Origin of the sequence: Streptomyces sp. NPDC058576, assembly GCF_042718715.1 — a bacterium.
GTDB lineage: Bacteria > Actinomycetota > Actinomycetes > Streptomycetales > Streptomycetaceae > Streptomyces.
Window position 1 is genome coordinate 15,372 of record NZ_JBHXPF010000023.1, and the last position, 21,458, is coordinate 36,829.

At 69.1% G+C, this 21,458-nt stretch carries 23 protein-coding genes and 4 pseudogenes; 19 read left to right on the forward strand and 8 right to left on the reverse strand.

The annotated features are described in order from the left end of the window. Window positions 1-5: 5 nt before the first annotated feature. The 4 genes from ACFWRV_RS17970 to ACFWRV_RS17985 form a co-directional block, all read right to left on the reverse strand. On the reverse strand, window positions 6-332 hold the full coding sequence (locus ACFWRV_RS17970) for a helix-turn-helix domain-containing protein (RefSeq protein ID WP_384335407.1): 327 nt from the start codon (window positions 330-332) through the stop codon (window positions 6-8). Between the two features lie 4 nt (window positions 333-336). Further along, the gene (locus tag ACFWRV_RS17975) at window positions 337-657 is read right to left on the reverse strand and encodes a tyrosine-type recombinase/integrase (protein ID WP_384335410.1); all 321 of its coding nucleotides are present in this window, start codon (window positions 655-657) and stop codon (window positions 337-339) included. Window positions 658-722: 65 nt separating this feature from the next. Next, complete coding sequence (locus tag ACFWRV_RS17980) at window positions 723-1,130, reverse strand: hypothetical protein (RefSeq protein WP_384335413.1); 408 nt, start codon at window positions 1,128-1,130, stop codon at window positions 723-725. Between the two features lie 102 nt (window positions 1,131-1,232). Next, window positions 1,233-1,415 (reverse strand): hypothetical protein, encoded by a 183-nt coding sequence (locus tag ACFWRV_RS17985; protein ID WP_384335416.1) that lies wholly within the window; start codon window positions 1,413-1,415, stop codon window positions 1,233-1,235. A gap of 203 nt (window positions 1,416-1,618) precedes the next feature. Here ACFWRV_RS17985 and ACFWRV_RS17990 point away from each other — a divergent pair, with 203 nt between their 5' ends. The 4 genes and pseudogenes from ACFWRV_RS17990 to ACFWRV_RS18005 form a co-directional block, all read left to right on the forward strand. Further along, window positions 1,619-2,314, forward strand: coding sequence for a hypothetical protein (locus ACFWRV_RS17990; RefSeq protein WP_384335419.1), 696 nt, complete (start codon window positions 1,619-1,621; stop codon window positions 2,312-2,314). Between the two features lie 129 nt (window positions 2,315-2,443). Beyond that, window positions 2,444-3,007, forward strand: coding sequence for a hypothetical protein (locus tag ACFWRV_RS17995; protein ID WP_384335422.1), 564 nt, complete (start codon window positions 2,444-2,446; stop codon window positions 3,005-3,007). Between the two features lie 97 nt (window positions 3,008-3,104). After that, the gene (locus ACFWRV_RS18000) at window positions 3,105-3,869 is read left to right on the forward strand and encodes a hypothetical protein (protein WP_384335425.1); all 765 of its coding nucleotides are present in this window, start codon (window positions 3,105-3,107) and stop codon (window positions 3,867-3,869) included. A 13-nt stretch (window positions 3,870-3,882) separates the two neighbouring features. Then, a pseudogene (locus ACFWRV_RS18005) lies at window positions 3,883-4,365 on the forward strand (Tn3 family transposase); the annotation flags it as partial. Between the two features lie 38 nt (window positions 4,366-4,403). On the opposite strand, the gene ACFWRV_RS18010 reads toward ACFWRV_RS18005, so the two are convergent. The 3 genes from ACFWRV_RS18010 to ACFWRV_RS18020 form a co-directional block, all read right to left on the reverse strand. Then, window positions 4,404-4,604, reverse strand: a complete 201-nt coding sequence (locus tag ACFWRV_RS18010; protein WP_384335428.1) for a tropomyosin — start codon at window positions 4,602-4,604, stop codon at window positions 4,404-4,406. Between the two features lie 380 nt (window positions 4,605-4,984). Further along, window positions 4,985-5,545, reverse strand: coding sequence for a hypothetical protein (locus ACFWRV_RS18015; protein ID WP_384335431.1), 561 nt, complete (start codon window positions 5,543-5,545; stop codon window positions 4,985-4,987). A gap of 246 nt (window positions 5,546-5,791) precedes the next feature. Further along, complete coding sequence (locus ACFWRV_RS18020) at window positions 5,792-6,028, reverse strand: transposase (protein WP_384335434.1); 237 nt, start codon at window positions 6,026-6,028, stop codon at window positions 5,792-5,794. A 552-nt stretch (window positions 6,029-6,580) separates the two neighbouring features. Here ACFWRV_RS18020 and ACFWRV_RS18025 point away from each other — a divergent pair. Continuing rightward, on the forward strand, window positions 6,581-6,865 hold the full coding sequence (locus ACFWRV_RS18025; protein ID WP_384335437.1) for a hypothetical protein: 285 nt from the start codon (window positions 6,581-6,583) through the stop codon (window positions 6,863-6,865). Window positions 6,866-6,982: 117 nt separating this feature from the next. On the opposite strand, the gene ACFWRV_RS18030 is transcribed toward ACFWRV_RS18025, so the two are convergent. Continuing rightward, window positions 6,983-9,037, reverse strand: coding sequence for a hypothetical protein (locus tag ACFWRV_RS18030; RefSeq protein WP_384335440.1), 2,055 nt, complete (start codon window positions 9,035-9,037; stop codon window positions 6,983-6,985). Between the two features lie 865 nt (window positions 9,038-9,902). Between ACFWRV_RS18030 and ACFWRV_RS18035 the strand changes: the two genes are divergently transcribed. The 14 genes and pseudogenes from ACFWRV_RS18035 to ACFWRV_RS18100 all read left to right on the forward strand — a co-directional run bounded on the left by ACFWRV_RS18035 (window position 9,903) and on the right by ACFWRV_RS18100 (window position 21,454). Then, window positions 9,903-10,628 (forward strand): hypothetical protein, encoded by a 726-nt coding sequence (locus ACFWRV_RS18035; protein WP_384335443.1) that lies wholly within the window; start codon window positions 9,903-9,905, stop codon window positions 10,626-10,628. 445 nt (window positions 10,629-11,073) lie between these two features. Next, window positions 11,074-12,863 (forward strand): annotated as a pseudogene (locus ACFWRV_RS18040) (type IV secretory system conjugative DNA transfer family protein). Continuing rightward, window positions 12,860-13,090: a hypothetical protein gene (locus ACFWRV_RS18045; RefSeq protein WP_384335445.1), complete on the forward strand. Its 231-nt coding sequence runs from the start codon at window positions 12,860-12,862 to the stop codon at window positions 13,088-13,090. Before ACFWRV_RS18040 ends, ACFWRV_RS18045 begins: the two are co-directional and overlap by 4 nt. After that, window positions 13,087-14,259 carry a DnaB-like helicase N-terminal domain-containing protein gene (locus tag ACFWRV_RS18050; RefSeq protein WP_384335448.1) on the forward strand — a complete coding sequence of 391 codons (1,173 nt, stop codon included), beginning with the start codon at window positions 13,087-13,089 and terminating at the stop codon, window positions 14,257-14,259. The genes ACFWRV_RS18045 and ACFWRV_RS18050 overlap by 4 nt, the downstream gene beginning before the upstream one ends. Before the next feature lie 152 nt (window positions 14,260-14,411). After that, window positions 14,412-14,513 (forward strand): annotated as a pseudogene (locus ACFWRV_RS18055) (DNA methyltransferase); the annotation flags it as partial. Between the two features lie 121 nt (window positions 14,514-14,634). After that, window positions 14,635-15,540, forward strand: a pseudogene (locus ACFWRV_RS18060) (DNA cytosine methyltransferase); the annotation flags it as partial. 93 nt (window positions 15,541-15,633) lie between these two features. Next, a complete protein-coding gene (locus ACFWRV_RS18065; protein ID WP_384335451.1) occupies window positions 15,634-16,233 on the forward strand; it encodes a DUF4913 domain-containing protein in 600 nt (199 codons plus the stop codon). Then, window positions 16,230-17,009, forward strand: coding sequence for a glycosyl hydrolase (locus ACFWRV_RS18070; protein WP_384335454.1), 780 nt, complete (start codon window positions 16,230-16,232; stop codon window positions 17,007-17,009). The genes ACFWRV_RS18065 and ACFWRV_RS18070 overlap by 4 nt, the downstream gene beginning before the upstream one ends. Beyond that, window positions 17,006-17,482, forward strand: coding sequence for a hypothetical protein (locus ACFWRV_RS18075; protein WP_384335457.1), 477 nt, complete (start codon window positions 17,006-17,008; stop codon window positions 17,480-17,482). Before ACFWRV_RS18070 ends, ACFWRV_RS18075 begins: the two co-directional genes overlap by 4 nt. Next, window positions 17,479-18,144, forward strand: a complete 666-nt coding sequence (locus ACFWRV_RS18080) for a hypothetical protein (protein WP_384335460.1) — start codon at window positions 17,479-17,481, stop codon at window positions 18,142-18,144. The genes ACFWRV_RS18075 and ACFWRV_RS18080 overlap by 4 nt, the downstream gene beginning before the upstream one ends. A 71-nt stretch (window positions 18,145-18,215) precedes the next feature. Then, window positions 18,216-18,968 carry a large ATP-binding protein gene (locus ACFWRV_RS18085; RefSeq protein WP_384335467.1) on the forward strand — a complete coding sequence of 251 codons (753 nt, stop codon included), beginning with the start codon at window positions 18,216-18,218 and terminating at the stop codon, window positions 18,966-18,968. A gap of 24 nt (window positions 18,969-18,992) precedes the next feature. Next, complete coding sequence (locus ACFWRV_RS18090; RefSeq protein ID WP_384335470.1) at window positions 18,993-19,844, forward strand: winged helix-turn-helix transcriptional regulator; 852 nt, start codon at window positions 18,993-18,995, stop codon at window positions 19,842-19,844. A 114-nt stretch (window positions 19,845-19,958) separates the two neighbouring features. Then, window positions 19,959-20,909: a DUF317 domain-containing protein gene (locus ACFWRV_RS18095; RefSeq protein ID WP_384335473.1), complete on the forward strand. Its 951-nt coding sequence runs from the start codon at window positions 19,959-19,961 to the stop codon at window positions 20,907-20,909. A gap of 56 nt (window positions 20,910-20,965) precedes the next feature. Beyond that, complete coding sequence (locus ACFWRV_RS18100; RefSeq protein ID WP_384335476.1) at window positions 20,966-21,454, forward strand: hypothetical protein; 489 nt, start codon at window positions 20,966-20,968, stop codon at window positions 21,452-21,454. Window positions 21,455-21,458: the final 4 nt, after the last annotated feature.

Below are 21,458 nucleotides of genomic sequence, written 5' to 3' on the forward strand. Positions count from 1 at the left end.
GATGCTCACAGGGGCGGTTCCGATCGGGGGCGTCCGAACCGTGGCGTGACCACCACGGAAGTGTCCGACGTGGCGGACGCTGCCTGCTGCTGCTCGGGGCGGAGTGCAGCGACCTTGTCGGGCTCTCTGATCAGCAGAGCGGTGGGGTCGCAGTCGAGAACCGAGCAGATCACGTCCAGGTCATCGAGGCGGATCATGGTAGGAGTGCCGGTCCACAGCGCCGACATTTTCCCCGCGCTGATCTCCAGCCCAGCCGCCGCGAGTTGGCGGCGCATGTCCGTGGACTTCCAGATGCCGTGCTCGGCTGCCTTCATCCTCAGATTCCAGCGCACGAGGTCACACCTCCATTCCGAATCGAGCTTCGAGCCGCTGGTTGGCCTGAGTCCACGCCCGTTCGATGTGCTCACTGCGCACATGGATGTAGCGGGTCGTGGTGGACAGCCATTCGTGCCCGAGCAATTCCTGAAGCGCCTTGAGGTCCATCCCGTCGCCATACAGAGAGGAGGCGCAGTAGTGACGAAGAACGTGGGGAGTCAGGTGGCCGACCCATGCAGGCAGCCACAGCTTCGTCTGGGCCTTCAGGGCCTGACGCAGGGCATCGTCGCCGACCCGTGCACACCGGTTAAGCAGCTCGTCGTGGCGCTCGCTGGGCAGCATCGGCGCGTCCGCGTTCGACCAGTCAGCCCCGAACTGGTGGCGGACTTCGGCCAGCCACCAATCGATCAGCTGGTCCGCGCCGTTGATCGCGGGGACAAGCCGGGGCTTGGGGCCGCGGCCTCTGCTGCCCTTGCCGAACCGGACTGCAGCTTCCCGAATTCTCCGAGATCGGGGCGCCAGTCGCGGATGTCGAGCATGACCGTCTCATTGATCCGCAGGCCCAGGCGTCGCCAGAGCGAGGCGGCAAAGTAGTTCCGCGCCGCGGAAAGATACTTACGCGCCTCGGGAATGCTCGCGCGCCACTGGCGGAAGAGCACATCAACTTCGGTGTCGGACGGAGGGATGCGCAGCTCCCCTGCTGCCCGGCCCGGAGGCCGGTTGTATTCGTCGATCGGTTGCTCGACGACGTATCCCGTCAGCGCGTGGATGTCGCCCTGGTAGCGATTGATCACGAAGTTGAAGAACTGCGCCACCGTGCTGGCCTTGCCAGCACGCGTGTTGGCGGTGTTGCCCAGCCGCCGGAGGCCCGCCAGAAACCGATCCGCGTCGTCGCAGGTAGCCGTCCACAACGGGCCCTATAGGGTTCGTGCAAAGTCGATCACCACCGACCGACTACTTCCGATGTAGCCATCGGTCAGGCCGGCAGATGCCATCGCCAACGCGTACTGGTCGACAATCTCCTGCTCGAAGACCTCGACCTCCTCGGCCGTGCGTAGGGCTCGGGCCGAGGCCAGGTTACGGACGACAGCAAGGGTCATCGGCCGCTCGGTTCACAGAACTGGCGCCTGCGTCAGATATACAGCCAAGGCTTCAGGAATCCCGATGGAACAACGGATTCTTCATTCCGTCGAGTGAACCCCCGCTGACCTGCACCTGCAGGTCACAACAACGTGCTCGCGGGGATCGAACCCGCGGGAGTAGAGACATAGCCCAACGACCAGCACAGCAACGGGAATCGATCATGTCTGCTTCTTCCACTCCTTCCTCCGGTGACAACCAGCCGTCGCAGGCCACCGACCCTTTGGCGTGGCGACGGCACCTCACGGCACTGGCCTCGGCCGCCGCCGGGATCAACGAGGCGTGCGACGCCTGGGACGCGGTTTCGGACTCGCTCTGCGACGCGGCCGGCTGGCCGCTGGACGACAAGGTCTACGGGGACGGGAAGGTCAAGCGGGACGCCGAAGCGTGGGAGCACGCCGAGGTGTTCCTCGACCACGGCCCCGAGGTCCTGGCCGGGGTCCGCGCCGCCGCCGACGGCCCCGACTACATCGAGGGGCCGATCAGTGACGACCTCCGTCGGATACGCGGGATCGACACCATCCTGTTCCGGGCGGAGGAGCTGCGGCACAAATGGGACGGCGTCATGGCGCTTATGGACGGTTCGCAGCCGAGTGTGCTCCACCTCTACCAGGAGCGTGCCGAGGAGCACCGCAACACCGAAGGCTGGCACTACTCACATGAACTCGGTTTCAAGGGGCCGGCGTTGGTGCGTGTCGGTGAATACCTAGTTCACCGGGCGGACGCCGAACGGCCGGCGCAGACCGAGCGGGCTCGCGTCGCCCTGACCCGCTGGACGCACAACACCCCTGCCGTATCACCTGCTTCGCCCCAGGTCCCGCCGGCATCGCAGCCGCCGGATCCCGGTCGCTCGCGGTGATCCCTAGCACGCAGTCACGGCAGCGCCAAACTGCCCGATCACCAGATCCTCATGGACCACCGCACTCCTTCAAGCTCCACGCCCTGTCGGCTCCCGCCGTGCGGCGGGGCGTTCGCAACGGAGAACTCCATGCACCACGAAACCCCGCCCCCGACCGCCACATCCGATCCGCGTCGCCTTCAGGCTGCCCTCCGTTCAGCGCTCGGGCAGCGCGGCCTGGAGGGCACCGTCGAGTACGGCCTCAGCGACTACATCGTCCACGCCGAGCTTCCCGACGGCAGTTCGCTGATCATCTCGCCGCCGCAGGAGCCGCCCTCCGAGTACCCCGAGTCCCCGGAAAGCTGGATGGTCACCCGCCACCGGTCCGTCGAGCCTGCCGTCTACGAGGTGATCTACGACTCCGAGCCGGACGGTCCGCATGCGCGCCACGGCGGCAGCGTGCCGGATCTCCTCTCCGCTGTCGACGCCCGCCTAGACCAGCTTGGCGTACCGACACGCCAGGAGCAGGAACGTTCCGGCGAGGCGCGCGCCGCCACCGTGCTCCCGCCCGACTCCGCTCCATCCCGGGCGAGGGTCGCTCTCGCCTCCTCGCCGTCGGTCGGCCAGCGCGTGCTCCCGACCGGTCCGCCGCCGGAGTCTTCCGCGCGGGTCGCGCCGCCACCGGCCAGTTCCTCATCCGCTCCCCGGCTCTGACCGACCGCGATCCAGGAGTCCTCCGTGCACCGCACCCTCAGAACTGATCCGCCCGTCGCCCGCACCTGTAACCGCACCCGCCTCGGATGGATCTGCCATGCCCAGCCACTACGACGTGCTGCCCGACCTGGCCTTCGGCCACCACCCCGTCCACGGCATCGTCGCCGCGAACCCGAAGAACCTCGCGGCCAGCACCTGGATGCTCAAGGGATTCGACTTCCATCCCGTCCCCGACCAGCCGACGTTGTACGCGCTGGCCGACCAGAACCGTGACGGACACGGCCGTACGAGCCGGGCCATCGAGCTGCTGCGCAAGGCCGGCTACCAGGTCGATGTGGACGTCGCACTTGACCCTGCACCGGCGCCCGACACGGCACAGGTACGCGACCGCGGCCCGCTCGGTGAACCAGACGTCGCCTTCGCCGATCACCCGCAGCTCGGCATCGTCGCAGCCCTCGACGACCGTGTCTCCGGCCTCAGCGGGCTCACGCTGGTGGAGGACGGCTGGCGGCACAACTCGAGCCTGGACATCTACACGCTCCCCGCGACCACCGATCGCGTCGAGGCGCTGGGGAAAGTCGCCAACGCCACGGTGGCCCTGCACCGTTCGGGGCTCCAGGTCGCAGTGCAGCCCCGCCTCGCTCAACAGGTGACGGCTCGGCCCCGCCCTGCTACCACGCCGGCCGCCGTCCGTGAGCGCGGCCATGGTCCCGCTCGCGCGTCTCCGATGAGCGCCGCCGCGCTCGCCGCCAGCCCAGCCCGTGCCGGTATCCTGGGCAGGGCGCCGGTCCCCGCCTCCGCCGTCAACACAGCGGCGGTTCGGCCGGTTGACCCCCGCGTCACGTACTCACGCGACCGCTGATCCAGATCCTCAAGGAGGCCCGACCCCGCTGGGCACCGCATTCGCGGAGTACGGACGAATCACCAAGACCGAACACCTGCTTCGGGTGGTCGACCCGGTGGACGACACGTACCGCCGTCAGATGAACCGGCAGCTCACTGTGCAGGAGTCCGGCCACAAGCTCGCCCGAGACGTGTGCCACGACAAGCGCGGCACCATCCACCAGGCGTACCGAGACGGCATGGAGGACCAGCTCGGCTCACTCGGCCTGGTTTCAACGCCATCGTGCTTTACCACGAAGTACCTCGACGCCGCCGTCGCCCAGCTCCGCGCCGAGGGCCACGAACTCCGCAACGAGGACATCGCCCGCCTGTCCTCGCTCAAGCACCGCAACCTGAACCTGCTCAGCCGCTACAGCTTCACCGCCCAGGTCCCGGCCGCCGGAGCGCTGCGCCCGCTGCACGACCCGGACGCGCCGGAACTGGACACGGACGATGACGAGGCCGACCACGACTGAGTAGGGCCAGGACGCAGACGTCTAGGGGAGAACGCTGCTCACAGGCCCTGCATCGTTGCCTCAAGCTCGGCGAGCTCCGCTTGTGCCTTCGTGTACTTCTCATTCGTCTCCTTGTACTTCTTCTCCCACTGGTCCCGCTCCTGCTCAAGCCGCTGGGCCTGTCGCTCGAAGTGCTCATTCTTCACGTCCAGCTGGCGGAGCTTTTCTTCGAGCTCCTTGATGCGATCTGCGTCGTTCACCTCTGTGTTCCTTCCCGTCGACTGGTGTCGGCCATGCGGATTCTGAGCAAGAGCTGGGCGCCTCGCGCATGCCGGCCAGCGGTCTGTGGCGGATGCGTCTCCGCCCGACCTCAGGCGTCGGCAGCGAAGATCGACCGGTCCGCACTCCACGAACGATGTGGTCACTGCAGGGTCACCACAACCCGCGCGTGCTGACCCCTTGGCGGCTGGATGTGCGGCTGTAGCACGCTACTGCCCCGCTGTTCAGGTGCGGGCGAGGTGGAGTTCGGGCAAGGCCGGTGTGGTGCAGGGTCTGCGCGGCCGGAGTGATGTCGAGGGTGAAGGTCTCCGGGGGCGGGCCATCGGCCGCGTCGTAGGCGTCGTCTCGGCCATCTGCCTGATCAGGTGGTGGAGCAGATCGCGGTGGCGGCGACGCGGCCTTCGTGGAAGCGGGCTACCCAACCTGCCGCGTCGCTGATGGGAGAGCTGGCCTCGACCATGTCGTAAACGGTGCCGCCGCTGGCGAAGACGCCGTTGCCCTGGTAACCGCCGCCGATGACCTTGCTGTCGGACGGGCAGCGAGCAATCGCGTTCTCACCCGGCTCGGACCCGGCACTGCTCGCCACCGTGACAGAGGCCCCGACTTTGCAGATCGCGGTGGCGGCGACGCGACCTTCGTGGAAGCGGGCTACCCAACCTACCGCGTCGCCGGTGGGAGAGTTGGCCTCGACCATGTCATAAGCAGTGCCGCCGTTGGCGAAGACGCCGTAGCCCTGGTAACCGCCGCCGATGACCTTGCTGCCAGACGGGCAGCGAGCGATCGCGTTCCCACCCGGCTCGGACAGGGCACTCCTCACCACCGTGACGTCCGGGGCAGCGGCTTGCACATGGGTGGCGCCCACGGCTGCCACCCCGCTCAGAACGAGTCCAACAGCCGTCCAGATGAGCCGGTTCTTCTTCATGGGTACCCCTCGCTCAACGCTGACGCCCAAGATCAGCAACTGCCGGCACCTTACATAACGTCATCGATTGAACACAAAGAGCGATCACGAGTGGCGAGTCAGCACTTGCTGCCTGGGATCCGTTCGGGCGAAGGTCAAGGCCACCGGCGGGCGCATGTGCGGGACTCTTTGGACTAGCGGCGGGCTCGCGGTGGCTCTTCCGATGCGTTCTCGATCATCCCTGCTTGGCGTCAAACGATGGCGAGCTCAAGCGGTCAGCGCATCACCGCTGTTCAGAAGGTCAGCGTAGACCTCTGCCGAAGTGCGGTAGCAATGGATCTTGCGCGGGCGGTGGTTGAGCTCGTGGGCGATGGCGTCCCGGTCGGCCTGGCTGAACCTGCGAAGGTCCGCGCCCTTGGGCAGGTACTGCCGAAGCAGCCGGTTGGTGTTCTCGTAGGTGCCGCGCCGCCACGGGCCGCGCGGCTTGCAGAGGTAGATCGGCATCCCGTCTCGGCGGTGATGGCCTGGTGCTCGGCGATCTCGCACCCTCGGTCCCAGGTGAGCGTTCGTCGTAGCTGGGGCGGGATGCCGAGGAGATTCCTGGTGAGATGCGGAGTGACCTGTTCGGCCTTGATGCCGTCGGGCAGCGCGACGATGGCCGCGTAGCGGCTGGTGCGCTCGACCAGGGTGGCGACGGCCGAGGGCCGACGTGCTCGACGTCCTCCACCGCGACCAGGTCGCCCTCCGTATCCACGACGGCGCGTTCTCCGCGATGGACTTCACCGCCCGCCACCGGCGCACCGGCAAGCTGCTGTCCACCGTGAAGTTCATGGTGCAGACCCTCGCCGCCGGCGAACTCCAGCGCGAGCTGACCTACGACGGACTGCGGGCTCGCCGCCGAGGCCAAGGGCAACAAGGGCGGACGCCGCCCCGCCGTCCCGGCCGCGAAGGCCGACCACGTGCGCACCGCGTACCTGGAAGGCCGGTCCATCGCCGCTCTCGCCCGCGACCACGGGCGTCAGCCGCGCGGCGATCCGTACCGTCGTCGCCGACCTCATGCCCGACCACACCGCCAGCGAGGAGGACGCCCCCGCCCCGGAGCTGCCGGTCACCCTCGACATGCCCGGCAAGGTCGCTGACTACCTCCGCACCACCGGCATGGAACCCGCCCAGCGCGCCGTGCTCGACCAGGGGGCGACCGTACGGCGCGGCCAGGGCTACACCCTGCGCGTCAGCGCCGTCCCCGTTGTGCACCGCCAGCTCCTCGCCCGCTGTCCGCTGCTCGACGGCGGCCAGGGCCTCCCTGCGGTCCCGGCGCAGCGCAAGGACCGCCGGGAGTAGGAAAACCGGGTCAGCGCACTCACACCGTGACCATGATCGTTCTGACCGATAGCTGCTGTACCGATGTTCCCCGGGGCCGGGGACGCTGGCTGCCCTTCTCCGGCCGGGTTTGCTGTCTCAGGCGTGGTAGAAGGCGTACATGAGGCCCTTGTAGGTGACGATGCCGGGGGTGTCGAGAACGGCCGGTCGGTCCTGTTCACCGATGGGGACGGGGGTGCTCCAGGTGCCGGGGGAACTGTTCGTTTCGTTGACGCGCCGGCTGAGGTAGGGCTTGCCGTCCATGTCGGTGTGCGCGCACCACAGGTTCTGGCCGTCGACGTGCAGAACGGGACTGTTCTTGCTTTCCCCCTGCGGGCCGCGTTCGGACTGCCATGACGCCTCGTCGGGGGCTTGATCCTTAGAACTCCAATACGTGCGCATCTGCGTGCGGTCCTGCAGGGCCGTGATCCACATGCGGCCCCGGCCATGGGCCATCGAGCAAGTGCCGAAGGGATCGGAGGACGTTGCCAGAGTCTTCTCGTCACCGAAGCGGCTGTCACGTGCTGACATGTGGCCGCGCAGGATCAGCGCGTTGCCGTTCTTGAAGGCGCTGCGGACGACCCAGAGCCGTCCCGCGTGCCCGGCCAGGGCAGGGCCGACCACGGTGTCCATATCATTCATGGAGCTCTTCGGGCTTGGCCACCTGTCGGCGTACATCCGGTTGTAGTGGATCTTCCCGTAAGTGGCCCCGCTCACCCAGCATTCCAGCGTGCCATTGGCCGGGACCGGTGCTGCCGGGTGGTCGGTGTTCAGGATCACGTATTGCGGGGTTGTCCACGCGGTGCCGTCATACCAGCTCGACATGACGGCCCCCTTCGGCTGGGCCCAGAAGACGCAGAGCCTGTCGTTGTAGACAACGGCACGGGGGGCGGTCTGGGCCGTCCAGCCGAACGGTGCCGGCAGGCTCCACTCTCCAGCCTCTTCGCCGTCCTGGGTGCGGGAGACGCAGTAGAGGGCGCCGGTGGGGTAGGAGGGGCGGTCACCGGTGTAGCGGACGCGGAGCTTGTGGTGGCCGTCACCGTTGAAGTTCCATTCCAGCTCTGGCCGGTGGACCAGGATCGCCATGTCCTCGCGGGTCAGCACGAAGCTGCGTGAGCAGGAGAGATCGTCGTAATTGCGCAGGGTATCCATCAGCCCGATGAAAACCTTGGCGATCTCCCAGCTGATGGAGACCGGGTCGGGCACCGGGACCAGATTGCTCACGGGGTTGCTCTCCAGCGTCTCCTCGATGATCTGGACCGCGGTATGGAGGGCGAGCTGGAGCTTGTCGTACCACTCGGCGTTGCTCTGGTCTGCCTCCCACACCTGGATGCCGGTCACGATCGAGCCGCGGGCCGTTAGGTCCAGGAAGACTTTCTTGTCGCTGGAGAACTCGCGCGTCTGGCCTTTCTTGACGGCGCCGAACTCCTCGGAGATGAATGCCTGTCCGCCGCCGCCGGCGCTTGAGGAGGCGGAGAAGTAGATCTCGTCGCGGCCCCCGCCCTGATCGCCGACCGCGCGTTCGACGTAGAAGCTCTCCATGTCCAGCCTCGCCTGCCACGAAGCTTCATTCCCCGCTGTCGCCGCCGGTGCTTCCGGCGCGGGAGTGTCCTCGGAAAGGGTCCCGGCGGAGGAGGCGGGGTAGCGGGCGATGCCGGTGACGGCGAAACCAGTCTCCCCCATCGCCTCCACGAACGCCGCGTCCTCCTCGACGCGGCCAGCCACCCAGTCCTCCCACCGCAGCAGCGACACGTTCGGCGCCTCCCACGCCTCCTGCGCCAGATCCGGCATCCGCCGCCGCAGATCAGCAATGGAATACCCCCACGAGGACGGCCGCGAGGTGATCGTCAAGGGAACGATCAGCCTCCGCGGAAGAGCGGTCCTCACCGTCTCCCGGTAGGCCAGGCCCCACTCCTTCACCTCCTCGTTGTCCACGACCGTCCTGAGCGCATCCACAAGCACCCGCTCCAGATCGGTCAACTCCCTCCCTTCCCGGAGCCGGTTCGCACCGTGCAGCATCACCGCCAGCAGCAGGTTGTTCGACTTCTCGGGCGCGGAGGCCAGCGCCGCGCCCGCCCGCCGGCTCCGGGTCTCACCCACCAGCATCGCCTTCAGCCGCTCGATCCGCTCCGGCGACGTCATCTCAACCGCCATACCAACTCCGCTCCTCGACATACCGCGACCAGTCAGCTCCGGACGACCCGGGCTGCGGACTCCTGCCGGGCGGCCTGCCGCCCCGCACCCAGCCCCTGCAGGACAAACGAGGAGAACGCGCCGGCGGACCGGGCAGGCAGAGGTTGTGACGGAGGGCGCGGGTGGTGAAGAGATCGACTGTGTGCGCCGGTGCACTACGAACCAGGCGGTAGCAGAGCCCAATACCGACCGATCGATCCGGGCGGCGGCAGCGAGGAGGTCGTCGCACACCGTCGCGTACTCATGCGCGCGCACGGCCTGGAGGTCACCCACGTGGATGCCTGCGGCGTTCGAATGGAGCTGTGACTGAAGGCGATCGCGGAGGTCGACCTCCCGACGGTGAGCTGGCCCTCGGGCCGGCGGATGCGGGCGGACTTGGGCCGCAACGACAATCCCAGATTCTCGGGCCGTGAGGCCGGTTCACAGGCGACCCTGGCCATGGCAATCACCTGAACGTGAGGCACGGCAGCCCATCAGGTACCAATGCATCGCCCGCCCGCACCCAGGCTCCGCGTCCCGGTCGGCCCGGCTCGGGACCCGGCCCTACTCACGCCGGACACGATGATCAGAGCGATCCAGCATTCGCAGACCAGCGCAAGGCCCGCCGCGAGTACGAGAACCGGGTCAGCACACTCATGCCCTGAACAAGATCGTTCTCAGCACCAACCGCTGTACCGGTGTTCCCGGAGGTCGGACACCCGGCTGACCGCCACCGTGCGGCCTCTACCAGCAATTCTCGGCCGGGCCAAACCTCGAATTTGCCGGACGCTCTGTCCACTGGCCCATCTGCAACGGGTCCTTCGCTCCCTCTGCCCCGGAGACTTCCGTGCCTACCTCGATCACCATCACGTCCGAGTTCAGCGGCAGCGTCGTTGCCAAGGGCGCTACCGATGACCTCTCCGCGCAGCTCCTCCGCCACGCCGGTTTCAAGCAGATCGACGACTGGCACGGCCGACGCCATCGCCTTCCCACCACCACTCCGCTCGCCGAGCAGGTCGCCATCGCCACCCATGCGGCCGAGATGCTTCGAGCCGCTCGCTATGACATCACCCTTCCGCCCTCCCTCGACACGGCCCGGATGAGCCCTCCGGTGCATGCCCTCGGGCCCTACGCCGCCGGAGCCGAGCTTCTCAGCATCACGGACCAGATCCGGGCGGCCGAAGACGGGGCCAGCCTTCAGCGGGCAGTTGACCACCTCCTTCACCCCGAACACGGCGCTCTGGAGCGTGTCCGGGAGGCGCTGGAAGCGGCGGGAGAACAGGTCAACGACTTGGACGACGACGCGTATGCGCTCGCTGACCGGTTCGGCTTCGCCTCGGAGTTCGTCAGCTCGGCCCAATCTGAACTTGTCGATTCCGAGGCCGAACTACGCCGCGTCGGCACCGCTTCGACGAGTTACTCCGCAGCACGGATTGCCCGTGATCACCGTGGTGCCGCTCTGGCCACTTCTCCCGCGGCGAGCCAGGCCAGGGTCTCCTCGGCATCCAGTTCCCAGACGGTGCCTGCCATTACGACGGGTCACCTGCCGCGCGCCTCAAGCCCCCGACGGTGACCCGACCGCTCGCTTCGTCGTCGGCCACCAGTACGTCGCGCGCCCCCGCTCGACTCACCCGTCTAGACCACTCACCCGCAGAGCAACATGCCCGACTATGGCTCCAGTATCGGCAAGGCCATCGGTGCGGCCATGCAGCACAACATCCGGCTCGCCCACCGCAGCGCGGCACCGGGCTCCGACAAGCCGCTGCAGTTCAGGCACCTGCCCAGCGCTTCCGCCGATCCGTACTTGGTCCGAGGGATGATCTCTCACCTCCACGAGGACGCCTCGCCCGATGAAGTGGCGGGCACCATCGAGGAGGTCAACGGCGCACTGGTCGGGGCCCTCCCCGGGCTGATCGAACTCGTCGCCTCTGCCGTTCAGACTTCCAGGAGTACCCCCATGAGCTGCGCGAGAGCCGAGCGCGCCCCGCCCCGCCCGCTAGCACACCCAAGGAACCGCCGTGCCTTCCCCGCGCACCAGCGCGCCCTCGACCACCACCGGGTCGGACGCGCTTCTCTACCTCCTGTTCGGCATCCTCGGCGCCGCCATGGCTTTCGGCTCCCTGGCCTGGCTGACCGGAAATCTCACCAACGCCTACGTCGGGAGCGGGACATGGGCCCCCTTCCGCGTCACGGACGCGCTGCTGCACCCGGAGGTGCTGTGGCCGACCTTGAGCACCAGCATGCTGCTGGTCGGCGCCCGCGTCGTCCCCGGCTTGTTCACCGTTGCCCTGGTCGTCACCGCTGCCGTGCTGTGGATGCGCTGGCGTGCCGGGTCCAAGTCCGGCCTCGCCCGCAAGGCGGACCTGGCGCCGCTGCTGGACAAGGAGATCGTCGCCAAGGCGAAGAGCCTCCGCCCGAGCCTGGGCGGCCGGGAGAGTAAAAGAGGTCCTGCCCGCTGACCGCGGCATCCTGCTCGGCACCCTCGATCCCGGTCGTGCGGAGGTCCGCGCGTCCTGGGAGGACGTGATCGTCGCGATCATGGCCCCGCGTTCCGGCAAGACGTCCGGGCTGGCGATCCCCGCGATCCTCTCGGCACCGGGCCCGGTCCTGCTCACCAGCAACAAAGCCGCGAACGATGCCTTCACCGCCACGGTGGACGCCCGTGCCGAGGTCGGCACGATCTGGACCCTCGATCCGCAGCAGATCGCCCATCACCCGCGCGAGATGTGGTGGGACATCCTCGCTGACGCCCGCGATCTCACCGGGGCGAAGAGGTTGGCGGGGCACTTCGTGACGGCGAGCGTGGACGAGTCCAGCGGCTCCGACTTCTGGTCAACCGCCGCGAGCAACACCCTCGGCGCCCTCTTCCTCGCCGCCGCGTCCCACCGGCGGCCGATCACCGACGTCCTGGCCTGGCTCGCGATGCCGGCCGACCGCACCCCGGTGGACCTGCTCACCGACGCCGGCCACCATGCGGTCGCCGCCCAGCTCCAAGGCACCGTCTCCGGCGCAACCGAAACGCGTGACGGGATCTACGAGACCGCGAGGCAGTATGCGAGCTGCCTGCTCGACCCGGACGTCGCCGCCTGGGTCACCCCGAACGAGGACCTCTCCGAGTTCCAGCCGTTCGCCTTCGCCACGTCCCGCGACACCCTGTACCTGCTGAGCAAAAACGGCGGCGGCAGCGCGTCCGCGATCATCGCGGCGGCGGCCGACGCCGTGATGCGCGCGGCCGTAATCGTCGCCGAGCGCTCCGGCGGGCGACTCGACCCGCCCGCCCTGTGTGTCCTCGACGAGGCGGCAAACGTGTGCCGCATCTCGGATCTCCCTGATCTCTACAGCCACCTGGGCAGCCGAGGCGTCATCCCGATGACGATCCTGCAGTCCTACCGTCAGGGCCAGCGGTGCTGGGGCGAGGCCGGCATGGACGCCCTGTACTCCGCCGCCACCATCAAGATCATCGGATCTGGCATCGATGACGCGGACTTCGCCGACCGGCTCAGCCGTCAGATCGGCGATCACGACGTCCAGACCACCTCGGTGTCGACCAGCGAGGGCGGCAAGTCCACCTCGGTGAGCATGCGCACGGAGCGGAACCCTTCCGCCGGACGCCATCCGCGCCCTGCCCAAGGGCAAGGTACTGCTGCTGGCCACCGGCATCCGGGTCGCCATGCTCAACCTCAAGCCCTGGTACAAGGAGCCCTCCGCCAAGGTGGTCGGCCCGGCTTCCGCTCGCGCCACGAAGGCCATCACCGAGCGCGCCCTCGCGAAAAGCATCGGCCAGGACGATCTTGGACTGTCGGCATGAGCGCGCCCACACCACAGCAGGGGCGGTTGGCCCACGCTCCGGTCGTCCTGCGCGGTGGCCGGTGGTGGCTTGACGGCGGGGCCAGCTCGGTTCCCGCCTCCGATCCCGCCTTCACCGCCGTCCTGGACGACTTCGCGCTGTCGATGGCCGCTGCCGACCGGGCAGTCGCCAACCTCCTCATCCGGCAGGACGAGGCGCCCTGCGTTGATCCCGGAGGCCGGCGGTGAACCCGCTGATGAGCGCCGAGCAGGCGGTCCTCGGTGCCGCACTCCTCGACCCCGAGCAGCTCACGCACCTGGAGTGGCTCGCTGCGGACCACTTCTATCGGCCCGTCCAAGAGGCGCTGTACGACGCCCTCCGCAAGCTGCGCAACGACGGGCATCCCGCGCTCTCGGCCGATGGTCCGTTGCCGCTGTCGTGGGTGACCGACGCGATCGAGGAGGCCGGACAGCACGTGCGCGGGCTGACCGCGGCGTACGCCCACACCCTGATCCAGGCATGTCCCCGAACAGAGCACGCCCCGGTGTACGGCCGCATGGTGCTGGAGGGGGCGATTCACCGCACCGTCGCCCAGCACGCGATCCGTCTCCACCAGGCGGCTCGGGCCGACGCCGTCCAGGGCGAGGTCGAGGAAGCCTTGCGCACGGCGGACGTCCTGACCGGCGTACTCACCGACCTTGCACGACGCTGTGGAACCGACCCTCGACCGGTCCCACCCACCGCTGAGCCCTCTGCCGCCACGCACCTCCCGCCTCCGGCGCAAAGCGGCCAAGTCGCCGAGGACGAGCGGTTCCTCCTGGCCGTCCTCGCCGAACAGCCGGGGGCCATGGGCGAGGTGGTGGCCTGGCTGCGGCCGGGAGACTTCGCCGACCCGACCCACGGGCAGCTCTACCGGTGCCTGGGCGCGCTGCACCACCGAGGCGAACCCATCGACCGGATCACCCTGCTCTGGGAGGCCCAGCGACGCGGCCTGCTGGCCGACGGCACAGTGTCGAGCGAGCAGCTGACCGCCGTCTGCGAAGGCATGGTCCCCGGCAGCGCCGACTGGTTCGGACAGCGGGTGATGCGCTCCTCCGTCACCCGCACCGCCGCCGCCTCCGCGCGAGCCATCCGGCCCCTGGCCCAGGACGAGGTTCTGGGGCCCGGCCGGCTGATCAACCACGCCCTGCACGAACTCGGTCCGCTCGACGAGGTACGTGCCCGCTGGGCCACCGCGAACAGCAGTCCGGCTCCGAAGACCACGGCACCCGCGCCGCCAGCGGCCGAGCCGCCGCCCGACCGAGTGAAGGCCGCCCGCGCCCGCAGCACACCCCGCCAAGGCGCGTCACCCCCAGCCCCGGCCAGCCGTCTCCCCACGCTGTCAGCAGCCCGACCACCCTCGCGCGGCCACCCGTGAGGCCCCCTCCCCACCAGCCTCTTCTGCCCCTGGAACTCGCCTTGATCTACCCCATCTCCGCAGCCGCGCCGGACCTACGCGCCACGGCCCCGAGCCTCGCCACCCCGTTGATCGGGTCTCTCTGCTCGGGGTACGGCGGCCTCGACCTAGGTGTGCAGTCCGCGCTCGGCGGCACGCTCGCCTGGCACGCCGAGGTCGACCCGAACGCCTCACGCATCCTGGCCCGCCACTGGCCCGGCGTCCCGAACCTGGGCGACATCACCGCCGTCGACTGGTCCCTCGTTCCCCGGGTGTGTGTCCTGACGGCCGGCTTCCCCTGTCAAAGACGTCTCGGTCGCCGGCCGCCGGGCCGGACTCAACGCCCAGACCCGCTCCGGGCTCTGGCTGCACGTCGCCCGTGCGGTCGCAGCCCTCCGACCCTGCCTGGTTGTGATCGAGAATGTGCGCGGCCTCCTCACCTCCCCCGCCGGTTCCCCTGGCGACGTGGAACCCTGCCCGTGGTGTCTGGGAGACACCGCAGGTCAGCCTGCTCTGCGGGCACTCGGTGCCGTACTCGGATCCCTGGCCGACCTCGGGTACGACGCGAAGTGGCTCGTGCTTCGTGCCTCCGACGTCGGGGCCCCGCACCGCCGCGAGCGGACCTTCCTCGCCGCATGGCCCGCCGGGCACCCTGCTGAAGACGCCGACCAGCAACATCGGGAAGAACGGCGGCAGCCAGCATCCATCGAAGCGGAAGAGCGGGGGGCACGGTCCGAACCTGGCCGACGAGGTCGAGTGGCTGCTGCTGCCGACCCCGAAGGCGTCGGACGGAATCAAGGGATCGCCGAACCAGCGGCACGGCAATGGCGACATGACCCTGCCCAGTGCGGCTGCGTCTCTGTTGCCGACGCCGAGGGCCAGCGACACGGGCACCCCGGGCCGCCGCCCCGGGAAGGGATGGCGGCCTCCCTTGTCGGCGGTGGTCCTGCCCCTCTGGGCGGAGGAGACGCCGGAGGCGGGGACGCGGACCGGCGATGGGGAGCGTACGGATCCGCCATCACCCGATGGGAGAGCCTCACCCGCCCGGCCCCGGCCCCCACGGACGGCGCCGGTCGGCTCCGCGCGGACTTCGTGGAGTGGATGCAGGGCCTCGACGTCGGCTGGGTCACCGCGACTCCGGGGCTCGGCCGTCCGGCGCAGCTCACCGCGCTCGGCAACGGCGTCGTCCCACAACAGGCTTCGCGCGCCTTGCAGTTGCTGGCACCACCCTTCCCCTGCTGTCCCCGCTGCGCCGACCGATAGCGCTCCGCTACCGCGTTTTTCCGGCCGGACCAAACCGCTGATTCTCCGGATCCTCTCGGGCATGTCGCCGTCTCACAGATGGAGCACACCCCCATGGCCGACACCAGCCCGACCTCCCCCGGCCCCGAGCCGTACCGCGTCCCCGACGCAGACCTCGACGACCTCGCCAGCACCCTCGCCAAGACCATGGCCGAGGTCAGGCAGCACGGCGTCATCCTCGACCGCCTCGGCTCCGAGCCCGACCCCGGCGCCATCCAGCCGCCGGACGGCGCCCCGGAAGCCGAGGCGACTGACGGGAAGAAGCCCGCCGGCCCCGCCTCGGTGTTCATCCTCGCCCTGGGCGGCAAGGAGTACGCCGTCGAACTCGCTGCCCTCAGCGACTGGGTGAACTACCTCTTCCTGCCGGTGTGCGGCCGGGAGATCAGCACGAGCCGTCCATGGTGCGCGCACTGGCACGAACACCCCGAGGCCGTCGCCCGGCTCCACGCACTCTGGCTCGCCTGGCAGCAGTTCACCGACACGGAGGCCGGCCTGTCCGGCCCCTCGACCTGGCATCGCGACCACCTGGACCAAACCCTGGCGCACCTACGTGCGCCCGACGGACCGTTCGCGGCCTGCACGACCAGCGCAAGTCGCCCCAATCACCGGGTGCTGGCCACCCCGGCGCCCGAGCAGGCGGGGGTGGCGGCGTGAACGACATTCTCGACTTCGGCCTCGACGATCTCTCGCCGGTCGACGACGACTCCGAGGAGGCGATGGAGGCCCTCTGGACTGGCGACCTGACGGTGCTGTCCCAGCACCACACCACGCCCAACGGTTCGCACAGCTTCGTCCTCGCCCACGACCGATCGGTCACCTGGGGGATACCCGGCGAGCCACAGCTCGTTGCGATCGCAGTCGCTCGGGATCTGCGGCAGTCCACGTTCACGTTCGAGACGAGTCACCACGCCACGGCGTCCTTCGCACAGAACTGGCTGGCAGAGCGCGGCTGCCCGCTCGAACGGATCGCATTGCGCGGTGGCGACTACATCGAGCCCGCCGACGACCTCACCCTCCAGGTGGAACAGCAGATCCAGAAGTCGGGCACCCGCTACGAGGTCCTCGACACCTACACCTCTGACGACAACCCCAGCAAGGCGTGGACACTCGTCAACGACTCCCAGGCCACCCAGGCACCGGTTCGCCTCTTCTACGAGGAGTGGAACCACGGTGCCGGCACGTACACGATGCGCGAGGGCGCCTTCCCCGACGTCGGCGTCGCCCAGACCTGGCTGGACGAGCGCAGCGAACCGCTGCCCGAGCCTCCGGAGTACAGCGACCACAACGGTGCTGTCGTCCGGGCCCGCATCGCCCGCATCGCCCTTTCCCGGTCCGCCGGAACCTCTCCGACACCGCGGATCGGGCTCGACGCGCCCCGCGCGTCGGCGGCGGTACCGGTCCAGCGCGCGGTCCAGGGGAGGCTGCTGTGAGCCGCGCCCGCTTCGCCTTCGCCGCGCACCCTGACGCCATCGCCGACCTGCGGGAACTCCCGGCCGAGATGTGCGATTTGGCCTTGCTGGAGCTGCAGAACCTGGTCCACGGAAGCGACGACTGCTTGCCGTTGAAGGGCCGCCTCGCCGGCTTCCACAAGGTGTACGTCGACCCGGAAGTCTCTTACCGGCTGGTCATCCAGTTCCGCCAAGCGCCACCGACCTCGACCCACAAGCGCGAGATCTACCTCGTGGCGGCTGGCAGCCGGAAGGACTACGCGGTCTACCGAACGGCCCACCTGCGGACCGGCCCCCAGCACGAGGTCGACCCCGACTCCGCCACGGAGGCCCGCGTGCAGGCCGCCCGGTCTCGCTCGACGCTCACCACCGAACGGCCGACAACGGGCCGCGCGACTGCCCCGTCAACAGCGCCGCCCTCGGCCACCGCCCCCCGAAAGGCCGCCCAGCGATGATCAACAACCGTACTGAGCTGACCCGTTCAGAGCTGGCGGATCTCCTCACCGAGGCCGCTCAGAACGTCGGCGGCATCCCTGCCGCCGAGTATCCGACGGCTGCCGCCCGCTCGTACCTGCATCCCGTCTTGGGTCCGCTGGCCGCTGGGCCCCGCGTGATCACCGAGCTGAACGACCGGTTCGAGGGCTTCGTGGCCATAGAGCCACGCCCCGCTGGGTCGGCGGGCCTGTTCGCTCTGGCCTCCTACGCCTCCGCGCTGGGGTGGCTCACCGAGTCATTCGCCGAGCTGACCTCCTCGGTCGACGAGATCTGTACCCGCGTGGGCATACCCACGGAGCCACGCGCCCCGATAGTCGCCGCGCCCGGTGGTACTGAGCGGGACGACGAGTTCGACTTCGCCTTCAACGCGCTTGAGTTGGAGGCGGTCCGCAACGCAGCCGAGGCCGCCGGCCTCGCGCCGGACGACTACGTCGAGGTTCTCTCCCAGTCGCTGCTCGCCGCGGCCCGGATCACCGACGCCTGCATGGAGATCTCCAGTGGTCTGCTCGATGACGCCGATCTCCTCAGCGAAGTGAGCGACCGCCCTCGGCTCGGTAACGATCCCGGGAGCCTGCCCGCTCTGGTCCGCTTCCTGCTCGCCCGGATGGAGACGACGGAGTGAACCCGTACGACGCAGACACACACCCTGGGCCTTATCTCGTCGTCGAAGTGCTCGGTGTCGTGGATGTCAGCGTGCACGCCCTCGCACATGGTCCGGAGGAGCCGCTGCACCAGGCCGCTACACGCGTCATCGAAGCCGCAGCGGCGCTGGACGAGCGACACGAGAGCGTGCTCAACGCGGTCCAGCGGGCTCAGCGGCTGCTCGAAGGCACTGGTCGCGGTGATGTCGGCCGAGCCCAGGTGTCTTACGCGCTGCTGCGGACAGCTCTCCCGGACCTCGGAGAGGGCCTGGCCCAGCAGGACCGGGCATACAGCCAGCTCGTCGAGTCCCTGTCCGCCTACCGCCGGCTTCTTTCCTCGCCCGAGCCTCCTCAACACGCGAGCAACAAGAGCCACGGGCCGGGCCAGAAGACGAGGCCCCACCGGGACGACGACTGGGCCGTCGCCGGGGAGCGCGGGCTGGTAGCCCTCGAAGCGGTTGCGGCCGGAGGTGTTCGCTTTCGCCGCAACGCGATCGGCGAGGACCCGTACATCTCGCGGGAGAAGGCCCAGCGGCAGGACCCGGCGATCTTCCCGCAGACCGTGCAGCGGCTGGTCGCCGACGGGCTACTGCATCAGGACATCACCGAGAACGTGCACCGGCCCGGCCAGCTCCTCTCGCTCACTGCGCAGGGGGAAGCCGCCCTTTGTGATGGTCGCGTGACGACCTCCAGGGTGTCCGCCGCCCTCGGCCGCACCACCACGCGGACCCCGTCAGGCGCGCTCTCCGACCCGGCCGCCGCGCCCGTCGCCAGGACCTCCCTCGCGACCCCCCGCTCACGCTGACCTCATTCCGATAAGGACGTCACCATGCCTACCCCCGGCCTGCCTCTCACCGCCTCCATCGCTTCCATCGACGCCCAGCGCGTCGAGGAGGCTCTCGCCCGGATCGGGCCCAAGTGGACCACCTGGACCGCGATGACCTTGGCACAGGTGAACGGCCCCATGCGCAACCGCGATGTTGCTGCGCAGCTCCCTTTCGTCAGCGAGCAGGTCGTCGGCAAACGGCTGACCACGATGCACGCTGACGGACTGGTGATCCGCGATGACGACCGGTGGGGAGCGCCGTACCGACTCAGCACGCTCGGCACGTCCCTGGCTCCCGTCCTCCGCACGGTGTCGGACTGGTCCCACACCCACCTGACACGGGAGCCGATGGCCGAAGCGGAGCGTGTCGAGGACGCGCTGCACCGTTTGCATCTTCGGCACTCAACTGCCGTGATTCAGGCTCTCGACTCGACTGACGGCCCAATGCGGTTCATCCACATCGTCGAGCAGGCTGGTTTGAGCAGCGGCCTCGCGCCGCAGCGACTGCTCCGGCTTCAGGCCGATGGCCTGGTCGCGCGGACGGGCTCCCGGCACGGAGACCCTTACGTTCTCACCGATGCCGGCCAGGCTTTGGGGGCCGTCTACGCGAGTGTCGAACAGTGGAGCCAGCCCTTCGCGCTGCGAAGTGGAACAGCGGCACCGCGTCCGGCAGCGGCAGCAACGCGCACTCACGTCGGCATTCCGCTGGGGGCGGGAGCCGACAGCGCCCGGACCGCGGCGGCCCTACGGCGTAGCACCGCCACGTCCAACGTCATGTTCAGCCACGCGCCACAGCCGCAACCGCGGGTGTCGGCGGCCGTGACCGCTCGGTCGGCACCGGGCCGGGGCCGGTGACGGAATGAGAACTAGAGGCCACCTGCCGCCGCCACGGCATCCGCGTGCGCTCCGGCGGCTGCCGCCGCTGCTCACCCAGATCCGTTCTCCTCCTTCGCTTCCGGAGACACGACCATGTACGCCCCTGATGACCCGACCCGGTACCAAGAGGTACTGGTCAGCCCTATGTACCTGGCTGGCTCCAACGGGACCGGCGAGGCTGGCTTCGCGCCGGTCGCCCACTGGCCTCATCAGTACCTCGATGATGGCCCCTGCCAGCTCCTCGTGACCTCTCCCGACCAACGGATTCGGATCGGCTGGTTCGGCGACGACTTCGAACTGTGGAAGATCAGCGCAGCCGAGGACGTCTTCTCGGCGCCTCGCTGGACGGCGACGTTCAACCACGTCACCCCGGCCGAGATGGTCGCCGGACTCACCGCCGCACTGGTCCAGGACTACGACGAAGCCATCGCTTCCGACACCCTCGGCCGCTTCCTGACGGGGCCAACCGCCCCTTGGAGGGACACCGTCCGGCCGCTGACCGATGCCGGCTGGAACCTTGACGGAGGTGCTGAACTCGGCACCGTCGAGATCATCGCTCCTGACGACCAAGCGGGCATCCTTATCGATCGGCGCGGCTACGGCTCCGACCGCACGACCGTTGAGCTGTGGGCTGGCCCGCCGGGCTGGGGCACTCGTGCCGAAGCGACGTTCACGGCCCGCACACCGTCCCATTTGATCGCCGAAACCGCCGCTGTGATGGCGAAGTCGACCCCGGTGGTCCGCGAGCGCCACCAAGTCGACCGGCGTATACAGCACTTGGTCACCATGACCCCTGTCGCTTCGGTCACGCCGATCGCCGAGGCTCAGGTCTCGCGCGCTCCAACTCCGCTGGACGTACGCCGCACCGCGGTCACCCAGGCCGTACACCGTGCCGCGCGGGCACCACGCACAGCAGCCGACCTACGGGTGATGGCCGCCCAGAGCCGCTCCACAGGGGCGGCGCAGAAACGGACGGGACACCCCGCGCCGCCGACCTCTGCCCGGCTGCCGGCCAGCTCGCCGGCGCCCCGGCGCGGACGCTGACTCCCACCCCAAGCCGCGCTCCAGTCGCGACCGTCCCTGCCAACAGGAGTTCCGCCATGCCCACCACCACCATGCTCGACCAGGCCACAGCCATGATCGAGAACGCCTGGGGCCGGCCCATCGAAGCTCTTGAGGTCCTCGTGGTCCGCCGCCCCAGCGACGACCCGCTCCTGCGCTGCGCCATGCACACCCGAACGGCCCTGGCCATCACGGACCACGCGGTAACCGTCCACCAGGACCGTCTTCACGCCCTGTCCCGGCGTGGGTACGTGCCTGACTTCTACGAACTCGACCGGATCACCACAACGGCGGTCAGCCTCCGCGTCGCCCACGCGGAGAGCCGTGTGTACCTCCAGGCGATCCGGCGCGTGGTGGAGGTTCGGGAGGCCGCCGCACCCGAGGTTGAGGCGCCGACGATTCGGCTGGCACGGGCCGCTGTCGCCCGCTCCGGGCAGACGCGGCACGCCCCGGGGGCCATGCCCGAACCGTCCTCTCCAGCGGCTGCCGTCGGGCCGTCGGCGCCCACAACCGGCCCCCGACGTTGAACGG